The sequence below is a fragment of the Prosthecobacter sp. genome (assembly GCF_044232965.1).
GTDB lineage: Bacteria > Verrucomicrobiota > Verrucomicrobiia > Verrucomicrobiales > Verrucomicrobiaceae > Prosthecobacter.
In genome coordinates, this window is sequence record NZ_JBIIKX010000030.1 from 1 (window position 1) to 19,405 (window position 19,405).

Here is a 19,405-nt window from a genome sequence, read left to right on the forward strand (position 1 = left end):
CTGATCATGTCCAATACCAAACCAGCCTTCTGCTCGAACTGCGGTGCCGCCCTCGCGCCCGGCACGGCCTTCTGCGACCAATGCGGTCATCGTGTTGCCGCCGCTTCACCTTCACCTTCACCTTTACCTTCAGTCTCACCCGCGCCAGCGCCTGTGCTTGCGCCAGAACCAGCCCCTTCTGCTCCACGTTCTTCCTCCGCGCTGCTGGTGGTGGTGCCGGTCATCATCGCCGCCGTCATTGGCGTCGCCACTGCCATGTTGTGGGACAGGCTCAAGCCGTCTCCTCCCGCTGCAACCACACCGCCAGACGCCGTCTCCGTCACACCCGACAAACCCGCTACCTTGGCTGATCCCGTTGACGCTGCGGTCAACCCAGGACGCCCTCCCGTTGAAGTCGCCTACATTCACTTCCTCGACGAGGCTCATCGCGTGACGGGCGGTAAAATCCGTGTGGGTTCACCCACCTCGACACCCACCCGCATCGAGGTCCGCGTCACCACCAACGGCAAACCCGAGACCGTCGTCGTCATCGAGAAATTCAACAACGGGCGTCAGGCCACCATTCTCGTCGGCCCCAAGGATGCCGGCGCTTTCCGCTCGTACACCCTCGTGCTCGGCTCCGGCGGTTGGGCCATCCAGTCGTTTGAGGACCTTGAGGGCTGATCTCTCAGTGAGGGGAGCGCTGTCAAGTTGAGGTCAAGATAGTCAAGAGACGTGCGTTAAGACAACTCACCACCTTCTTGACTCCTTGACCCTCCCCATGATCCGCGCCGCCTTTTTCTTCTTCGCTCTCTGCCCCGCGCTCCTCGCGGCATCGAAACCCAACGTTCTGCTCATCTGCGTCGATGATTTGAAGCCGCTGCTCGGCTGCTACGGTGACAAAATCGTCCAATCGCCAAACATCGACCGCCTCGCGGCGCGGGGCGTGTTGTTTGAGAAAGCGTTTTGCAATCAGGCCGTGTGCTCGCCTTCACGGAGTGCGCTCACGACCGGTTTGCGACCGCAGACACTCGGCATTTACGAGTTGAGCACAAACTTCCGCAAAGCGGCGCCAGATGCAGTGACGCTGCCGCAGTATTTCAAGGCGAACGGCTATCGTGCTGAGGGGCTCGGCAAAATCTTCCACGTCGGCCACGGCAATGTGAACGACGAAGCCTCGTGGAGCGTGCCGCATTACAGCCCGAAGACGATCAGCTACGTGCTGAAGGAGAACAACCCGCCTGAATCGACCCGCGAGCAGGCGCTGTTTGAAAACAAGAAGGAGGCCTGGAAACTGCCGCGTGGCGCTCCGACGGAAAACGCCGATGTGCCGGACAATCGCTACGGTGACGGCATGATCGCCGATGAAGCGATCAAGCGCCTCGAAGCAGCCAAAGCGAAGCCGGACGAGCCTTTTTTTCTCGCGGTAGGCTTTTTGAAGCCGCATCTGCCGTTCGTCGCTCCAAAGAAATACTGGGATCTCTACGATCCCGCGAGCTTCAAGCTGCCGGAACTTCAAAAAGCGCCTGAAGGAGCACCGGAGTTCGCGCCGAGTTCCTGGGGCGAGCTGCGTCAGTACAAAGACATGCCGGACAAAGGCCCGGTGACGAAGGAGCAGGCGATTCACCTCATCCACGGCTACCACGCGGCCACCAGCTACATGGACGCGCAACTCGGCAAGGTGCTCGATGCCCTCGACTCGAACGGCTTCGCTGAAAACACCATCATCGTGCTCTGGGGCGACCACGGCTGGCATCTCGGCGACCACGGCATGTGGTGCAAGCACACGAACTACGAGCAGGCCGCGCGCATCCCGCTGCTCGTCGCGGCACCGGGCATCGCAGGCGGTCAGCACACGCAGGCGCTTGTGGAGACGGTGGACATTTATCCCACACTTGCCGAACTCGCTTCCCTCCCTGCTCCCGCGAAGCTCGACGGTCGCAGCTTCGCCTCCGTTTTGAAGAATCCGGCCACCAGCACGCGCGATCACGCCATTCACGTCTATCCACGCGGCGAAGGATTGATCGGTCGTGCGATACGCACACAGCGGCATCGTCTCGTCGAATGGAAAAAGCCCGGCGATGCGCCTGGAACGGCGGTCCTCGAACTCTACGATTACGAGTCCGATCCCACAGAGACGAAGAACCTCGCCGCCGATCAGCCGGAAGTCGTCGAGGAACTGCGCAAGTTGCTCGCCACGCATCCCGAGGCCAGACGCCAAGTCTCGAACAAGCCCGATCCGAAGAAAGCCGAAACCAAAAAGAGCTCGAAACAAGATCGTGGAGCCGCCTTTGACAAACGAGACACGAACAAGGACGGCCAGCTCACCAAGGAAGAATTTCTCCTCAATCAACCGGACCCCGACGAGGCCCCCAAACGCTTCCCGGTCTTCGACAAAGACGGCAGCGGCACTTTGAGCCGCGAGGAATACATCAAGGGCGGGAGGAAGTGATTGTCAGCCGCCCTGCACCGGCGGCATGATGGCGACTTCGCCGCCGTCGTGCAGCAGCGCATCGCGCTTCACATAGGTTTGATCAAGGGCCAGGAGCAGGCTGCTTTGCCATTCGCGCAGCTTGGGCCAGTGGGATTCGATTTGAGCGAGAAGATCGGCCATCGTGCTGCCCGCGGGCAGTTCGAGTGCGATTTCATCGGCACCGGTGATGTCGCGCAGCACGGAGAAGAACAGCACTCGCAGCTTCATGACGGCTTGTTCGGGTTCAGGATGCCGATGCATGGCAGATTGCGGAAGCGGCCCATGTAATCCATGCCGTAACCAACGACGAACTCGTCGTCGATCTCGAAACCGGCGTCATCGAGCGGCACATCACGCACGCGCTGGCGGCGTTTGCTGAGCAGGACGCAGGTGCGCAGGCTGGAGGGCTGCTGGGCGAGGATGCGTTCGGAGATCACGCTGAGCGTGAGGCCGGTGTCGAGGATGTCATCGAGCAGGAGCACGTCTTGATCGCGCAGATCGACGCCTGCGGGCCAGTTCACCTTCACCTCGCCGGTGGTGGCGGTGCCGCCCTGGTAGCTGCTGGCGCTGAGCGTGTGCAGGCGGACGGGCAGTTCGAGCGCGCGCAGAAGGTCCGCCACAAAAAACAGGCCGCCATCCATCAGCGCCACGACGGTGACGACCTTGCCTGCCAACACCGCATTCAAGCGGGACGCCATCTCGCGCACACGGGTGTGGATTTGATCCGGCGTGAGCAGGATGCGTTCGAGATCGTGGATGACTCCGGTGACCGGGGATGACATGGGACAAAAGAAGGCGTAAAAGGCCAATGCTGGCGTAGCGGAGGCCGCGCGGCGCACGTTTCTTGTAACCCGAATGAATCCCACTGACAAACCGAACCTGCCCGACCTGCGCGTGAGTTACGACCAGGGCGAGCTCGACGAGCACAGCGCCCCGGCCGATCCGGCGCAGTTGTTCACGACTTGGATCAATGACGCTCTCGCGCACAACCTGCCGGAGCCGAATGCGATGAGCCTGGCCACGAACGGCCTTGATGGCACCCCGACGGTGCGCACGGTGCTTCTGAAGGGCATCGACGAGCGCGGCTTTCATTTTTACACGAACTACGAGAGCCGGAAGGGCAAAGAGATCGCTGTGGATGCACGAGCCGCCGCCTGCTTTCTGTGGACGGACCGCCATCATCAGGTCTGCATGAAGGGCACGATTTCGAAGCTCGATCATGCCGATGCCCAAAAGTACTTCGCCAGCCGACCCTACGGGCATCAAATCGGTGCCTGGGTGTCGGATCAAAGCGTCGTGATTCCGGGTCGCGAGTGGCTGGAGCAGCGCGACGCCGAACTGAAAGCGAAATATCCCGAAGGCCAGGTTCCCTGCCCGCCGCACTGGGGTGGTTACACGCTGCTACCGGACGAAATCGAGTTCTGGCAGGGCCGCGTGAGCCGCCTGCATGACCGCATTCGCTATCGCAAAGAGGGCGGTGTGTGGGTGAAGGTGCGTTTAAGCCCGTGATCACGAGAAAACTGGAATCCCGGCTTGCCTTTCGGTGTTTTCAGTTTCTAGTGAAAGTGTGAACAAGGAACTACCACCCTGGGAAAAGGCACGCGAGGAATTCGTGGCCCAGTGGGGCTCGCTCGGCACGCAGTGGGGCATCAATCGCACGATGGCCCAGATCCACGCCCTGCTCATGACCGCCCCGGAGCCGATGTGTACCGACGAGGTCATGGAAAAGCTGCAAATCAGCCGCGGCAACGCCCACACGAACCTCAAGGATCTCGTCGGCTGGAACCTCGTCCGCATCATCACCAAGAAAGGCGACCGCAAGGAGTACTTCGAGGCCGAGAAGGACGTGTGGAAGATTTTCATCACCATCTCGAAGGAGCGCAAACGCCGCGAGATCGAGCCCGCCATCCACCTGCTACGTGATTGCGCCGCCAGGACGAAGGACGAAGCCGCTGGTCCTGGACGCGACTTCCACCAGCAGATGAAGGACCTCGACGAATTCCTCAGCTTTGGCGTCAAAGTCGCCGACACCGTGATCACCATGAAGCACGCCTCCGCTCTCCAGTGGGCCATGCGCCTCCTTGGCTGATCTTTTCATGCCTTTAAGTTTCAGTAGTTACTGAAACTTCAGAACACAAACGCAAACCACGCAACACTATGAACGAAACCGTCATCACTTACACCCTCTACCTCGTGCTTGCCGTCGCCCTAACCATCTGGGTGGCCAAAACACTTCACAAAAACGGCCGCATCTTCCTCGTCGATTGCTTCCATGGGAACACCGACCTCGCCGACAGTGTCAATCACCTGCTCGTCGTCGGCTTCTACCTCATGAACATCGGCTTCGTGTCGCTGTATCTCAAAACGGTGGACGAAATCGTCGGCGCTCAAGGCGTCTTCGAGGCGCTTAGCGGCAAAATGGGCGTCGTGCTGCTGGTGCTCGGCGGCATGCACTTCTTCAACCTCTACGTCTTCACCAAGATGCGCCGCCGCGCCACGCTTGTGAACCTGCCACCACCGATTCCGCCGATGCATCGCGTCAGCAAAGCCCACGACATCCTCGACACGCTGTGAAAACCTTCCTTCGCAAAGTGAAGCTCTCGTTCCTCGCGATGTTGTGCGGCTGGTTAGCGTGCAACATCGCGTGGTGGGTGGGAGCGATTCCAAGAATGGACCTCGCGTCGGTCCAGCATGCGAATCTCAAACAATCCCTTCTATTCGCCCTCGCCGTCGCCATCTGCACTGCAATCGTGATCGGCATGGCCTGGCTGGCGATTTTCTTGCCGGTCGATCTTTGCGTGAACGATGCCTCGCGATTGCGTCGGCCACGCACGGCGGCTGGCTGTGGCTTCCTCGCCGCCTTTGCCATCGTGCTGGCGGCCTTCGTGGCCTTCGCGTGGAATGATGTCAGTCGCTGGGGCCTCGTCGATGGCATCCGTGCCACCTGGAGCCTAGCCGCCCCGCCCTACGTGCTCGGAACCTGCGCCACCGGCACCGTCGCCGCATATGTCCGCGCAAGATGGGACTCACCCCATGCGCAGCACCATCATGACAAGCCATGAAAAACTTCCTTCGCAAAGTGAAGCTCTCGTTCCTCGCGATGTTGTGCGGCTGGGTCGCGTGCAACATCGCCTGGTGGGTGGGAGCGATTCCGATTCTTTTGAAACCAGGTTCATCTCTCAGGGGCGCCGATTTTTTAATGATAGGTACTTTCACAGGAATAGTTGTTTCGATCATCTGGCTGGTGATTTTCCTGCCGACCGATCTTCTCGTCAGTGACGCCTCCAGACTGCGCAGACTGGGCACTGCGGCCTGGTGCGGTTTCCTGACGAGTTTTGCCATCGTCGCACTAGTCTTTGCATGGGTCGCTTGGTTTGAAGTCGTTCATCATGGCCTTTTGGAGGGTCTTTGGCGCACTCTGGACAAAGCCGCCCTGCCCTACGCACTCGGCACCTGTGCCACCGGCATCGTCGCCGCCTACGTCCGCGCTCGCATGGATAAACCTCCACCTGATCCATCGTGATGAACACCCTCACCATCTTCTACGATGCCCGTTGCGGCCTCTGCTCGCGCTTCCGGCGCTGGATGCTCGACCAGGCTGTTTACGTTCATCTCGATTTCATGCCCTACGACTCCGAACAAGCGCAGAAACGTTGCCCTGATCTTCCGAACCTTCGCGCCGATCAGGAAATCGTTGTCATGGGCGATGACGGATCGCTCTGGCAGGGCGCGGGAGCCTGGGTGACATGCCTGTGGGCCTTGCGCGAGTATCGCGAGTGGTCACTGCGGCTCGCCAGCCCCGGCATGCAGCAGATCGCCCGCCGCGTGGTGCATTGGATCTCCAGCAACCGCATCAGCCTTTCGCATCTGCTGCGCTTGCGCAGTGATGATGCGCTGCGTGCGGAAGTGTCCCATGTTTCATGCGATACAGGCAGCTGTGCGGTGAATTGATCCGAGTCAGGCACTCAGCAAATGCTTGAAGGAGCACCGTCGCCTGCGTTGTAATGCCTCCATGCATTTCCTCCGCTGCCTTGCCGCTGCTTCGGCTCTCACCTTCACGCTTCATGCCGCCGAGGAAAAACTTCGTCTTGTGCGCGAAACCGATGCGCTGAGGCCGGAACAAGAACGCGCCGGGTTTCATGTGCCGCCCGGTTTCGAAGTCCAGCTCTTCGCCGCCGAGCCACAGATCAACAAACCGATCAACATGGCCTTCGATGCCCGTGGCCGCTTGTGGGTCTCCTCCACCGTCGAGTATCCCTACGCCGCCGAAAAATCACGCTGGTCCGATCCGAAGGGCACGAACGTCAAAGGCAGCCGAGACGCGATCAAAATCCTCGAAGATACCGATGGCGACGGCCGTGCCGACAAAGGCACCGACTTCGCCAACGAACTCAACATCCCCACCGGATTCCTCCCTTGGCATAAACCCGAGCACAAAGCCGGCTGCATCGCCTGGAGCATCCCGAACATCTGGTACTTCGCCGACACCGATGGCGATGACATCGCTGACCATCGCGAAGTCCTCTTCGGCCCCCTCGGCTACGAAAAAGACACCCACGGCATGTGCAGCAGCTTCCGCCTTGGTCTCGACGGCTGGGTGTATGCCACCCACGGCTTCAACAACACCAGCCACTTCAAGGCGAAGGACGGCAGCACGCTCGAACTCCACAGCGGCAACGTCTTCCGCTTCAAACCCGACGGTTCACGCGTCGAACCGTGGACACACGGCCAGGTGAACCCGTTTGGCCTCTGCTGGGACCGCTACGGCAATCTCTACAGCGCCGACTGTCACAGCTCGCCGATCTACCAACTCATTCGCGGCGCTCACTATCCCAGCTTTGGCAAACCGCACGATGGACTCGGCTTCGCGCCGGTCATGTGCCAGCACACGCACGGCTCCACCGGCATCTGCGGCATCGTTTACATCGACGGCGGCGTCTGGGGGCCGGAGTGGGACGATCACACCTTCGTCGGCAACGTCGTCACCTCCACCGTCAATCACGACAAGGTCACTTTCACCGGCTCCACGCCGAAGGCCAACGAACAACCCGACTTCCTCACCAGCGACGATCCCTGGTTCCGTCCCGTCGATCTCCAACTCGGCCCCGACAACGCCCTCTACATCGCCGACTTCTACAACAAGATCATCGGCCACTACGAAGTCCCGCTGGAGCATCCGGGGCGTGACAAGGAACGCGGGCGTATTTGGCGGATCGTCAAAACCTCCGGCACTTCCAAACGCCAGCCATCGGTGCTGCCCGATCTCAATGACTGGCGTTCTGCGCTGCAAAGCCCTTCGTCGTTCGTGCAACGCAGCATCCTTGCGAAGATGCTTGATGCGCCCGAGCTCGAAGCTTTGCCTTTGCTCATTCGCAACGCGCTGCGAACATCTGCCGATGACACCAGCCTCGGGCTTGCCTACCGCATTGCGATTCGCGATCATCTCAAGCTCCCCGGTGCTTTCGCCAAGCTCAAGGGCACACCGGCAAGTCTGATTGACGAAATCGCCATCGCAGTGCCCACGCCAGATGCCGCTGAATTCCTGCTCGCTCGTTTGCAGCGTGGTGCACCCATCACCGCTGCGATCCTCACTCAAATCGCACGCTACGGTGATCCGTCGTTTTCACCCCAAGCCATCGCGCTTGCCAGAAAGTCATCACTCCAAAATTCCACCACTCCGCTCCCGCTCCTCACCGCCCTTTCGGACGGATTCAGTGAACGCGGCACGCCTCCGCCGCCCGAACTCGTCGCATGGGCACAAGAGCTCGCCACGCAGCTTCTCAATTCCACCGCCACCAAGCCAACACCCACCTGGACAACTCTCGGCGATGCTAAATGGACCCTTCAGCCTCGCAGGCTCACCGATGGCACCGAGGCACCCGTCCTGCAAAGTATAGCCAAAGGCGGCGGCGATGAAGAAAGCCGCACTGGCACGCTGAGGTCGATCCCCTTCACCGTACCGGCCAAACTTGCTCTCTGGATCAACGGCCATCGCGGTCCACCGAAAGCCGAGCCGCACGCCAAGAACGTCATTCACCTCCGCGAAGCCAAGACAGGCCAAATCATCACCAGCGCCTTCCCACCGCGCTCCGACATCGCCAAACAAGTCGAGTTTGATCTCAAGGATCACATTGGAAAAATTATCACACTCGAAGTCATCGACGGCGATGACGGCAAAGCCTACGCCTGGCTCGGCATCACCCACATTGAGCCTGCCGTCATCAACGTGAACGATTACCAAAGCGCCGACACCACACGCGAGAGCCTCAAAACCCTCGCCGTCATGCTCCAGCACAGCGCCCCAGCCGCGTTGCGCGAAAAACTCGCCGCCTACCTCCCACCGCGACCCGCGCCGCCGCCCCTGCCCGTTTCACCCGAGCAACGAAAGCAGCTCGACACCCTCATCGCCACCCGCACGGCCGCCTTTGCCAAAGCTAGGCCCGATCTCGAAACCGGAGCCAACGTCTTCAAGATGAACTGCGCCGCCTGCCATCAAATCAACGGCGAAGGCGGCCTCATCGGCCCGCAGCTCGACGGCATCGGCGCGCGCGGCCCCGCACGCCTTTGCGAAGACATCCTCGACCCCAACCGCAACGTCGATGCCCACTTCCACCTCCACACCCTCACCCTAAAGGACAACAGCACCTTCGCAGGCTTCCTCAAAGCCGAACTCGGCCAAATCCACCTCCTCGCCGACGCCACTGGCAAAGAACATCGCATCGCCAAAAAGGACATCACCAAGACCGAAGTTACTCCTATCTCCCTCATGCCACCCACGTTTGGCCAGACACTCGATGAGGCTACGTTCATCGACTTGCTGGGCTACTTGCTGAATGAGAAGGCGGGGAAGTAACCGATCAGCACTGAACATGATTCGATACTTTTTATCTTCGACGATTTTGATCGCTCTTGGTGTCGCCATAGCCGCCGAGGCAATCAAACCACATCCTAAGGCCGTCAGAAACATTCACCCGCCCGGTGAAGTCGACCGGCCGGAGATGGTGAAGTTCATCGTGAGCGATCCGGCAGCGTTGCCGGGCATTGTGGTGGATGAGACGGCGGCGGAACTCGTGGGCGAGTGGCAATACTCAATACACACGCCGCCTTACGTCGGCCTGGCTTACTTGCATGACATGAAGGCAGGCAAGGGCAGCAAATCCGTGACGTTCACGCCGGATCTGCCGAAAGCGGGCTGGTATGAGGTGCGGTTGGCGCATTGCTACAACGTGAGACGCTCCACGAAGGCTCCGGTTGCCATTCATCATGCCGATGGCGACACCAAGATCGTGATGAATCAGCAGCAGGAACCCGAGCATGGCCGACTGTTTCGCACGCTCGGAACGTTTCGGTTTGAAGCGGGCCGCGCTGGCTGGGTGCGGGTGTCGAATGAAGGCACCGAGCCGGACAAGGTGGTCATTGCTGATGCGGTGCAGTTTCTGCCGGTGCAGAGACCGAAGTGATGATTCAAAGTGGCTTTGAATAGAGCCAGTCTGGGGCGTCCTTCAGGCTGGGTTCGTTGATACCATGCTTGTTGTGCATCCAACCATAGGGGCTGTCCTTCGGAGTAGGCAGTTTCAAGTTTGGAAGATCGTCAGTGATCGAAACGCGTAGCTCATGGCGGTCACCATCATTGACGGAGAATTCGAAGCGATCGTGAGTCATGCTGATGACGGGCCATTCTTTCCATTTGCCGACGAATCGCCGCAGCACCTCCGAGTTGGTCCCATCGATTACATGTCGATAACGTTTCCCATTCAGCTCCCAACGCCCCCACTCCAAGGCGACCTCATGCGGCTTGCTGAAATCATGACACAAATAGAATTTGCTCGCATAGCGCCCATCCGCATGCCGGTCGATGATCCAGTAGCCGGTGGGAGCCGTGTCCGACTTCCAACGGCCCACCAAGCTGGGTGCGCTGCTTGTATTGGCAGTGGTGATTTCCTGCCACGGGGCTTCATGACGTGCTGCACATGACTCCATGCAGAGAAGAGCGGTGATTGCTGCAAAAAAGCGCATAGAGCATTTATCACATCACCTCTTCATGCGTCCAATTCTCAGTCAACCATCCACAAAAAAGCCGGAGTCTTGCGACTCCGGCTTCGTGATTGATGAGGTCCTATTCGTCCTCGGCTTCGGCGGCAGCGGCTTTTTTGCGCTTCTTCTTGCCACCGGCGTTGCGCAGGGCCTTGGGAATCGGGTCTTCTTTTTTCTGCAGGGCACGGCGCAGCTTGCGCAGGGCGATGTTTTGCAGCTGACGGATACGCTCGCGGGTGACGCCGAACTCCTGACCGACTTCTTCGAGCGTGCGCGGCTTCTGGCCGGCAAGGCCGAAGCGAGCGTCGATGATCTTGCGTTCGCGTTCGTCGAGAACGGTCAGCAAGCCATCGAGCTGGCTGTGCATGTTCTTGTGCGAGAGCAGGTCGAACGGCGTCTGCGCGTTTTCGTCGCCGACGATTTCGCCGAACTCGGTGCTGTCGTCGTCGCTGATCGGGGCGTCGAGCGAGGCCGGGCGCATGGAGGCGACCTTGAGCTGGCTCAGTTTGGCACGATCAATGCCGATTTCTTCGGACAGTTCGTCGTCAGTCGGTTCACGGCCGAGTTCTTCGGACATCGCCATGGCCACACGGCGCATCTTGCTGATCTTGTCCACCATGTGGACAGGGAGGCGGATGGTCTTGGACTGGTTGGCGAGGGCGCGCTTGATGGACTGTTTGATCCACCAAGCGGCATAGGTTGAAAGCTTGCCACCCTTGTTCGGGTCGAAACGTTCCACGGCCTTCATCAGGCCGATGTTGCCTTCGGAAATGAGGTCGAGAAGTGGCAGGCCGTAGTTGGCGTAATCTTGGGCGATCTTCACCACGAGACGCAGGTTCGCACGAATCATGTGCGAACGGGCTTCGGGGTCGCCGCGCTTGATGCGTTCGGCAAGCTCGACCTCCTGGTCGGGAGTCAGCAAGTCAGTCTTGCCGATCTCACGCAGGTAAATCTTAATGCCTCCGTCGAGTTCCATATTGAGCGTTCTATGTGGGTAATACGATACAAGGAGCAGACTCCTTGCCCCGAGCCGAGACGCAGGGGGTCGTCAGTATAAAAGCAGTTTCACACTTCGCTCGTCTTTTTTGAGCAAGTTTGCGGCCAGAAAAGGGGCATGAACTGGGCGAAAGTGGCACAGGCTTTGAATTTGCAGACTCTCTTCAACTAAACTTTACCGGCGGCGTCAATATCATTTCTTGAAAATATCAGGAATTACTAACAAAAAGCCCTGAGACACGGCATTTTTTCCGCTTCATGGGACTCGGGGGCAATTTTCAGTCCGGTCGTTCCTCCACAAGCCGCCTGCTTGACACCGCCACCTCCTTCCCCGACTTACTGACCCCTCAAAAACTGCCATGCCCCGCCGAATCACCTACCGCGACGCCATCCGTGAAGCCCTTGATGAAGAAATCGCCCGCGACCCCATGGTCGTGGTGATGGGGGAGGAAGTCGCCCAATACAACGGTGCTTACAAAGTGACCCAGGGCCTCTGGGACAAATGGGGCGACAAGCGCCTCGTGGACACCCCCATCAGCGAGGCCGGCTTCATCGGCATGGGCATCGGTGCCAGCATGCTCGGCGTGCGCCCGGTGATGGAGCTCATGTTCTGGAGCTTCTACACCGTCGCCTGGGATCAGATCGTGAACAACGGCGCGATGGTCCGCTACATGTCCGGCGGCAAGATCAACTGCCCCATTGTCATCCGCGGCCCCGCCAACGGTGGCACCAGCGTCGGCGCCACCCATTCCCACACGCCGGAGAACATCATGGCGAACTTCCCCGGCATGAAGTGCGTCTGCCCCAGCAACGCCTACGACGCCAAAGGCCTCATGAAGGCCGCCATCCGTGACAATGACCCCGTCATGTTCATGGAGAGCACCAAACTCTACGGCGAGGAGTGGGACGTGCCCGCCAACGACGAAATTCCCGGCGGCGACCTCTTCATCCCGCTCGGTCTCGCCGACGTGAAACGCGTGGGCACCGACATCAGCCTCATCGCCCACGGCAAAGCCGTCATCACCTGCCTCGAAGCCGCCCGCATCCTCGAAGAGGAGCACGGCATCAACGCCGAGGTCGTCGATCTCCGCACCATCCGCCCGCTCGACGAGGACACCATCCTCGAATCCGTCGCTAAGACCCACCGCGCCATCTACGTCGAGGAAAATAAGCCCTACTGCGGCATCGGCGCTCAAATCGCCTACATGATCCAGGAGCGCATCTTCGACGAACTCGACGCTCCCGTGCAACGCGTGTGCAGCCTCGACGCCCCCGCCATCTACAGCCCGCCGCTGGAGGCCATCCAGCTCCCCACCGCCGAGGTCGTGGTGGCCAAGGCGCTTGGGATCTGCTGATTCTTCCTTCTCACCTCTTACTTCTGACTTCTCACTTTTTTCGCCATGCCTAAATTCATCGAAATGCCCAAGCTCAGCGACACCATGACCGAGGGAACCCTCGCCAAGTGGACCGTCAAGGAAGGGGATAAAGTCACCGTCGGCAAGGCCATCGCTGACATCGAGACCGACAAGGCCACCATGGAGTACGCCAGCCCGTTTGAAGGTGTGCTGCACAAGTTCATCGCCACCCCTGGCGGCAAAGTCCCGCTCGGTGCTCCGCTCGCGGTCATTCTCGAAGACGACGAAGCCGCACCGGCCAATCTCGACGAACTCATCGCCAAAGCCCAGGCCGCCGCGGCTCCAGCGCCTGCCGCAGAGAAAAAGCCCGCCACTTCCGCCACCAAGGCCGCAAGCGTAGGCCCACGTCTTCCCCTCGCGCCGCAGCACAAGAGCCGCGCTGCTGCTGGAAACGCCAACCTCCGCGTCAAAGCCTCCCCGCTCGCCAAAAAGATCGCCACTGAACGCGGTATCGATCTCAACGCCCTCATCGGCACCGGTCCTGGCGGACGCATCGTCCGCGAAGACGTGGAGAACGCACCAGTCGGCGGTTCCAGCGCTCGTGTTGCCGCCACTCCGGCGATTCGTCCCGTCATCGGCCCTGATGACGAACGTGTGCCCACCAGCAGCATGCGCAACATCATCGCCGAGCGCCTGCTCGCCTCGAAGACGCAGATCCCGCATTTCTACCTCCAGATGGAAGTCGATGCCGGCCCGCTCATGGAGTTCCGCACACATCTCAATGCCACCAGTGAAAAAACCGGCGGCAACAAGTACACCGTCAACGACTTCATCCTCAAGTCCGTCATCCGCGCCGCCCAGGCTCAGCCTGCGATCAATGCGGCGTGGGATGGTGATGCCATCGTGAAATTCATATCCGTCGGCCTCAGTGTCGCCATCGCCATCGATGACGGCCTCGTCACCCCGGTCATCAAGCAGGCGGAAAAGAAAACGCTGCTCGAAATCAGCCAGAGCGTCAAAGACCTCGCCGGCAAGGCCAAGAACAAGAAGCTCAGCCCCGATGACTTCGCTGGGGGCACCATCACCGTCTCCAATCTCGGCGCGTATGGCATCGACCAGTTCGCCGCCATCATCAATCCACCTCAGGCCGCGATTGTCGCCATCGGCAGCATCCGCAAGGCTCCCGTCGTGGATGACAAGGGCCAGATCGTCGTCGGCCAGCGCATGTGGGTCGGCCTCAGCGGCGACCACCGCGTCGTCGATGGCGCAGTCGCAGCCACCTTCCTCGCCGAAATGCGCAAGCTGCTGGAAAACCCGGCGCTTATGCTGGTGTAAGCAATTTCCAACGTCACGCGGCTTCCAGACCGCCCGCACGATAAGCCGATGGTGAAACGCCCGTGTGGCGGCGAAACCACGCCGTAAAGTGAGACGCGTGGCGGAAGCCCAGCGTGAAGGCGATCTCCTTCAGCGTACCGTGCTCGGAAACGATGCGCTCACGCGCCGCATTGAGGCGACGCCGTTCCAAAAACACGCGCAGACTCACACCGAGGTGCTGCTGAAGGATTTGATCCGCACGCCGCATCCCGAGCGCAAATCCAGGCGGCAGCGTCGGCACCGATTGATCCAACGGTCGCGAGTTCAGCCACGCCACGAGTTGATCGACCCGCCGACGGCTTGCCGGCGCACGAGACTCGGGCTGCACGCCGAGTTGGTACAACGTTTTGATGAAAACAATGAACCAGACCGCAAACGCCGCCTCATGCGTCGCCCAACCGGCCAAAGAGAGCGCTTTGGCCGTGACCGACTCACGGTAAGCCATCGTTCTCCTGCCACGATGCACGGCGCGAAAAAGAGCGATAGTTGCCAGCCGCAGTTTCGGCGATTTGGCGGCGAAATTCAGGCCGCTGCGAAACAGCGGCGAGCCATCCGGCCACTGACTGCGAAAACCGACGGACAAAAGGCGCGTGCTTTTCGCGAACCAATGCTGCCGCAGCCCCGGCGCGGAGAAAAAGGCCTGTCCGCGCGGCACGACGATCTCGGCACCATCCGCACGAATGCGCACCTCGCCGCGTTCGACGAAGAACACGCCCGGCGGCACCGGAATCTCCGCCGACCACACTTCGCAACGCGGCACCTGGCCACAATAGACCCACAGCCATTCATGGCGAAGGCTGAGCCAGACATCGGCGGGGATCGTTTTCGGCATCGCGCAGCTTGGCTGGACATATAAGCGATTTCAATCCGGCATAACATCGAGGTCTTGCCTGTCATCAAAGCGCCGCTTTCATCTGTGCATGAAGCCCAACCTTCTGCTTTCTGTGTTTTCCGCGTGTTCCGTAGGCCTGCTCTGTGCGCAGGAGCCACGCAACATCAGCGGCATCTATCCGTCGCTGGCGATGTTCAACAATGAAGGCGAGTGCGGCACGGGCGCGGTGGTGCCGTGGGCGGACCGTCTGTGGGTCATCACGTACGGGCCGCATCTGCCGTTCGGATCGAGCGACAAGCTCTATGAGATCACATCGGATCTGAAGCAGATCGTGCGCCCCGAAAGCGTCGGCGGCACGCCGGCGAATCGCATGATTCACCCTGAGTCGCAGCAGTTGTTCATCGGGCCATATATCATCGACGCCGAACGCAAAGTCCGCGTCATCCCGCCCTACATCATGCCGGGCCGACTCACCGGCAATGCGCGGCACCTCACCGACCCCGCAGGCAAAATCTACTACGCCACGATGGAAGAAGGCCTCTACGAGGTCGATGTGAAGTCGCTCGCCGTGAAAAACTTCATCCGCGACGGCAACGGCATCAAAAAGGACTTCAAGGTCGAGACACCGCTGTCAAAGCTCGACTCCCAACTGCCCGGCTACCACGGCAAAGGCCTGTATTCATCTCAAGGCCGCGTCATCTACGCCAACAACGGCGACCGCGACAAGCGCGTGCTCACCGATCCCACCACGCCCAGCGGTGCGCTCGGCGAATGGACCGGCAGCGGCGACTGGCAGCTCGTGCGCCGCAATCAATTCACCGAGGTCACCGGCCCCGGCGGCATCCACGGCGGCGATCCAAAGGCGCCCGTGTGGAGCATCGGCTGGGATGCGAAGTCGCTCATCCTCATGCTGCTTGATGGTGGCAAATGGCAGTCCTTCCGCCTGCCCAAAGTCAGCCACAGCTACGATGGCGCGCACGGCTGGAACACGGAATGGCCGCGCATTCGCGACATCGGCAACATCGGCGAGGACAAGGATAAACTGCTCATGACCATGCACGGCGCGTTTTGGAGCTTCCCGAAGACGTTTTCCGCCGCGAACACGAGCGGCATCCGCGTGCGCAGCGCCTACATGAAGGTCATCGGCGACTTTACGCGCTGGAACGACCGCCTTGTCTTCGGCTGCGATGACTCCGCGAAGTCGGAGTTCCTCAACAAACGCAAAGTCAAAGGTGGCATCGACAGCATCGGCCAGTCGCAGAGCAATCTGTGGTTCACCAGCCCCGACACGCCGGACAAGCTCGGCCCCGCGCATGCGAGCGGTGCGGTGTGGTTGCACGACAGCGTCAAAGCGGGCGATGTGAGCGATCCCTTCCTCGTTGCCGGATGGAAGCATCGCAGCGTGTGGCACATCGACCACGCCACCGGCGAATCGAAGCGCGTCGCGATCACTGGCGACGACGAATGGCTGCGCGTGAAGGCCGAGAAAGACTCCGAAGACTTCTCCGTGCTCATCACGCTCTCGAACGGCGAATCTCGCACCACCGAGCCTGACGCCATTTTCGACGGCATTGCCCGAATCGGCGATGAAACCGCCCAAACCGGCCTTTTCCGGCCTCGTGGCGAAAACAAGCGCACGCTGAGTTTTGCGACCCAAGACGGCTACTACGAGATGGGAGACGATTTGAAACTCAAACGAGTGGAAGACTCCAAAGCGAAGGCCTTTGTCGAAAAGGCCGTCGCCATCCCGAAGAACGTCATCACGCTCGACGCGGCCAGCGTGCTCGTCGTCGATGATCGCGGCCGTCGCTGGCGTCTGCCACGCGCTTCCAATGCCTATGATGCCGCCACCAAGGCCGGTGAGCTGCGAATTTGCCGCGAAGTGGCCACGGAGCGCGACATGCTGAGCGCCTGCGGCACATTTTATGAGTTGCCTGCTGAGAATGCGGATGGTTTCGCGAAGATCCGCCCCATTTGTTCACACGATCTGCGCGTGACCGATTTCGGCGGTTATCGCGGCCTGTTCTTGATGAGCGGCGTCAAGCCGGATGCCAAAGCCAGCGAGCACATCCTCCGCAGCGACGACGGCAAGGCCGCGCTGTGGGCTGGAGCCATCGACGATCTCTGGAAACTCGGCAAACCGCGCGGCGATGGCGGTCCGTGGAAGGACACAAAGGTCAAGGCGGATCAAAAGAGCGATCCTTACCTGATGTGGGCCTACGACCAGCGCACGCTGACGCTCAGCCACGACCAAAACGAACCCGTGAGCTTCCACATCGAGCTCGACCTCACCGGTACCGGCCTGTGGGTCACCTACCAGCACCGCGAAGTCTCCCCCGGCGAGGCCACCAGCCTCATCTTCGAACCTGCGGTGCAGGCGCGCTGGATGCGCGTGACGACAAGCACGGCATGCACGGCGACGGCTCAGTTGAAGTACGAGTGATCACTTCTTCCGCCGAAACGGATAGAGAAACTGCTGCCAGTAGCCTTTGGGCACAGGATGACCTCCAATGCCATAGCCGGAGGGCCAGCGGTTGTTTTCGGGCATGTGGTGCGTGCCGAAGATCTTGTCAAAGAGAGGGAAGTGGATGGCGAAGTTGACGTCGATGGCCTCTTTTTCGATGCCGTGATGCCAGTGGTGAAAGCGCGGCGTGACGAAGAACTTTTCCATGGAACCGAGCCGCCAGCCGAGGTTCGAGTGTGCGAAGGTGGCAAAGAGATAAACGACTAGGACGTAGGCGTTCACGGCGGTCTGGCTGAAGCCGAGCAGAATCATCGGGAAGACCGTGGTACCGCGCAGGATGAGGATTTCGAGGAAGTGCATGCGCGCCCCGGCCATCCAGTCCATGTGCTGCGCGGAGTGATGCACGGCGTGAAAGCGCCACAACGCTGGGATGCGATGAAACAGCCGATGCACCCAGTATTGCACCAAGTCGGTGAGGAACATGATGGCGACGAGCTGCACGAGGAAGGGCAGCGCCGCTATCCAGGCGCGAAATTCGGTCCATGACGTGAGTTTGAACAACGTCTGCGCAGGCATGAAGCTCAGCCAGGTGAGCACCTGCACCAGCATGCTGCTGATGAGGTAGTAAAACAGGTCCTCCCGCCATTCGTAACGGAAGATGCCCTGGTCGGCACGATTCGGGAACAGGGTTTCGAGCGGGATAAATAGGAAGCCGGTGAAAAGCAGGCGCAGCACGAAGAAATCGAGGCCGAAATAGACCGGCGTCAGATCAGGAGCCACGGCGGAGGCAGATGTGCCGCCAAAGGTCACCGCCAGCAGGGTGGCGATCATTCCCGTCATGCCCAGCGCCTTGCTGGGGCGCAGAATGAGGTTCAGCAGCGAAAAAACGAACGCCAGAACCATGAGCACAAACATGCCCGTGCGAAACGCGGGATGGTCGATCACTCCGGCGTTTTCCCTCATGGTAAAGACGCCGGGGAAGCGCATCATGATCACGCTACCCAGCGCGGCGATGCCGAACATCATGCCGAGCACGCCACTGATCCAACCGCTGCCAAATTTTCGCAGCGCGGGCGGCGCTTCGAGTTCACTGCGAATCTTCAGGCGGGTCTCGTGGAGCGGGTTCATCAGCAAATTTATAGGGTTTGGCGGAGTGGATGACAAGAGCGCGGATGAACAGCAAGCCGGGGGCCAGAACGCTGGTTGCTTTCGGAACCGGGTGTGCTCTCATGCGCGACCCAACCTCCCTCCCCCGTCTCAAACTCATGTCCGCGCATTCCTCCTCTGAAAAATCCTCCATCTGGTCTGTTATCAACATGGTGATCGGTCTCGGCATTGGCGGCGTCGTGCTGCTCTGGGTGCTGGCCTTTGTGGTGAAAGGACTCGGTTCTCTTGTTACCGCGCCGAAGGCTGATCCTGCTCCAGTCGCAGCCGCCGCCCCAGCTAGCGCTGCTGCTCCTGCCAGCGCCGCCACTCCAACTCCTGCTCCTGCCGCAAACCTCCCGGTGCTCGAAGTCACCATCAAGCCTGACTCGGCCAATCCGCTGGCCTACGACACGAAGTCCATCAGCGCCAAGGCAGGCCAGAAAGTGAAACTGACTTTCATCAACAACCATCCCACCCTACCGCAGCCGCACAATTTTGTGCTGGGCAAGCTCGGCGTGGACAAAGGCAAGATGATGGGCATCGCCATGGCCGCCATGACGCTGGTGGACAAAGGCTACATCCCCGAATCCGCCGACATCCTGGCCAACACGAAGCTGCTGCAGCCAGGCCAGACCGAAACGATCGAGTTCACGCTGCCCACCGCTGGTGAGTACAACTATATCTGCACCTTCCCCGGCCACGGCGCCATCATGAACGGCACCATCACCGCCCAGTAACTCTTTCACAAGACC

20 protein-coding genes are annotated in these 19,405 nt (G+C 60.2%); 14 read left to right on the top strand and 6 right to left on the bottom strand.

What is annotated here, in order from left to right; translation table 11 throughout:
* On the top strand, positions 1–663 hold a 663-nt coding region (locus ACILSI_RS13830; protein WP_395722476.1), incomplete at its 5' end, for a zinc ribbon domain-containing protein.
* Positions 664–760: 97 nt separating this feature from the next.
* Entirely contained in the window at positions 761–2,431 is a 1,671-nt protein-coding gene (locus tag ACILSI_RS13835) for a sulfatase-like hydrolase/transferase (RefSeq protein ID WP_395722477.1), read from the top strand.
* 3 nt (positions 2,432–2,434) lie between these two features.
* Here ACILSI_RS13835 and ACILSI_RS13840 read toward each other — a convergent pair whose 3' ends face one another.
* Positions 2,435–2,680: a MoaD/ThiS family protein gene (locus tag ACILSI_RS13840; RefSeq protein ID WP_395722478.1), complete on the bottom strand. Its 246-nt coding sequence runs from the start codon at positions 2,678–2,680 to the stop codon at positions 2,435–2,437.
* A complete protein-coding gene (gene hpt, locus ACILSI_RS13845) occupies positions 2,677–3,234 on the bottom strand; it encodes a hypoxanthine phosphoribosyltransferase (protein WP_395722479.1) in 558 nt (185 codons plus the stop codon). The genes ACILSI_RS13840 and hpt overlap by 4 nt, the downstream gene beginning before the upstream one ends.
* Before the next feature lie 73 nt (positions 3,235–3,307).
* Between hpt and pdxH the strand changes: the two genes are divergently transcribed.
* The 8 genes from pdxH to ACILSI_RS13885 all read left to right on the top strand — a co-directional run bounded on the left by pdxH (position 3,308) and on the right by ACILSI_RS13885 (position 9,912).
* Positions 3,308–3,961: a pyridoxamine 5'-phosphate oxidase gene (gene pdxH, locus ACILSI_RS13850; protein WP_395722480.1), complete on the top strand. Its 654-nt coding sequence runs from the start codon at positions 3,308–3,310 to the stop codon at positions 3,959–3,961.
* Between the two features lie 58 nt (positions 3,962–4,019).
* On the top strand, positions 4,020–4,541 hold the full coding sequence (locus ACILSI_RS13855) for a GbsR/MarR family transcriptional regulator (RefSeq protein ID WP_395722481.1): 522 nt from the start codon (positions 4,020–4,022) through the stop codon (positions 4,539–4,541).
* 68 nt (positions 4,542–4,609) lie between these two features.
* Positions 4,610–5,026 (top strand): hypothetical protein, encoded by a 417-nt coding sequence (locus ACILSI_RS13860; RefSeq protein ID WP_395722482.1) that lies wholly within the window; start codon positions 4,610–4,612, stop codon positions 5,024–5,026.
* Positions 5,023–5,514, top strand: a complete 492-nt coding sequence (locus tag ACILSI_RS13865; protein ID WP_395722483.1) for a hypothetical protein — start codon at positions 5,023–5,025, stop codon at positions 5,512–5,514. Before ACILSI_RS13860 ends, ACILSI_RS13865 begins: the two co-directional genes overlap by 4 nt.
* Positions 5,511–5,975, top strand: a complete 465-nt coding sequence (locus ACILSI_RS13870; RefSeq protein WP_395722484.1) for a hypothetical protein — start codon at positions 5,511–5,513, stop codon at positions 5,973–5,975. Before ACILSI_RS13865 ends, ACILSI_RS13870 begins: the two co-directional genes overlap by 4 nt.
* Positions 5,975–6,403 (top strand): thiol-disulfide oxidoreductase DCC family protein, encoded by a 429-nt coding sequence (locus tag ACILSI_RS13875; protein ID WP_395722485.1) that lies wholly within the window; start codon positions 5,975–5,977, stop codon positions 6,401–6,403. The genes ACILSI_RS13870 and ACILSI_RS13875 overlap by 1 nt, the downstream gene beginning before the upstream one ends.
* 61 nt (positions 6,404–6,464) lie before the next feature.
* Positions 6,465–9,305 (top strand): PVC-type heme-binding CxxCH protein, encoded by a 2,841-nt coding sequence (locus ACILSI_RS13880; RefSeq protein ID WP_395722486.1) that lies wholly within the window; start codon positions 6,465–6,467, stop codon positions 9,303–9,305.
* A 16-nt stretch (positions 9,306–9,321) separates the two neighbouring features.
* The gene (locus ACILSI_RS13885; RefSeq protein ID WP_395722487.1) at positions 9,322–9,912 is read left to right on the top strand and encodes a xanthan lyase; all 591 of its coding nucleotides are present in this window, start codon (positions 9,322–9,324) and stop codon (positions 9,910–9,912) included.
* Positions 9,913–9,916: 4 nt separating this feature from the next.
* Here ACILSI_RS13885 and ACILSI_RS13890 read toward each other — a convergent pair whose 3' ends face one another.
* Entirely contained in the window at positions 9,917–10,468 is a 552-nt protein-coding gene (locus tag ACILSI_RS13890) for a hypothetical protein (protein WP_395722488.1), read from the bottom strand.
* Positions 10,469–10,568: 100 nt separating this feature from the next.
* On the bottom strand, positions 10,569–11,462 hold the full coding sequence (locus ACILSI_RS13895; protein ID WP_395722489.1) for an RNA polymerase sigma factor RpoD/SigA: 894 nt from the start codon (positions 11,460–11,462) through the stop codon (positions 10,569–10,571).
* A 379-nt stretch (positions 11,463–11,841) separates the two neighbouring features.
* On the opposite strand from ACILSI_RS13895, the gene ACILSI_RS13900 reads away from it, so the two are divergent.
* Positions 11,842–12,837, top strand: coding sequence for an alpha-ketoacid dehydrogenase subunit beta (locus ACILSI_RS13900; RefSeq protein ID WP_395722490.1), 996 nt, complete (start codon positions 11,842–11,844; stop codon positions 12,835–12,837).
* Positions 12,838–12,882: 45 nt separating this feature from the next.
* On the top strand, positions 12,883–14,172 hold the full coding sequence (locus tag ACILSI_RS13905; RefSeq protein WP_395722491.1) for a dihydrolipoamide acetyltransferase family protein: 1,290 nt from the start codon (positions 12,883–12,885) through the stop codon (positions 14,170–14,172).
* Between the two features lie 13 nt (positions 14,173–14,185).
* Here ACILSI_RS13905 and ACILSI_RS13910 read toward each other — a convergent pair whose 3' ends face one another.
* Positions 14,186–15,043: a helix-turn-helix domain-containing protein gene (locus ACILSI_RS13910; RefSeq protein WP_395722492.1), complete on the bottom strand. Its 858-nt coding sequence runs from the start codon at positions 15,041–15,043 to the stop codon at positions 14,186–14,188.
* A gap of 88 nt (positions 15,044–15,131) precedes the next feature.
* Here ACILSI_RS13910 and ACILSI_RS13915 point away from each other — a divergent pair, with 88 nt between their 5' ends.
* Positions 15,132–17,486, top strand: a complete 2,355-nt coding sequence (locus ACILSI_RS13915) for a hypothetical protein (protein WP_395722493.1) — start codon at positions 15,132–15,134, stop codon at positions 17,484–17,486.
* Here the strand turns inward: ACILSI_RS13915 and ACILSI_RS13920 are convergent, their stop codons facing one another.
* Positions 17,487–18,635, bottom strand: coding sequence for a sterol desaturase family protein (locus ACILSI_RS13920; RefSeq protein WP_395722494.1), 1,149 nt, complete (start codon positions 18,633–18,635; stop codon positions 17,487–17,489). It lies immediately after the preceding gene.
* A gap of 101 nt (positions 18,636–18,736) precedes the next feature.
* Here ACILSI_RS13920 and ACILSI_RS13925 point away from each other — a divergent pair, with 101 nt between their 5' ends.
* On the top strand, positions 18,737–19,390 hold the full coding sequence (locus tag ACILSI_RS13925) for a plastocyanin/azurin family copper-binding protein (protein ID WP_395722495.1): 654 nt from the start codon (positions 18,737–18,739) through the stop codon (positions 19,388–19,390).
* Positions 19,391–19,405 lie beyond the last annotated feature (15 nt).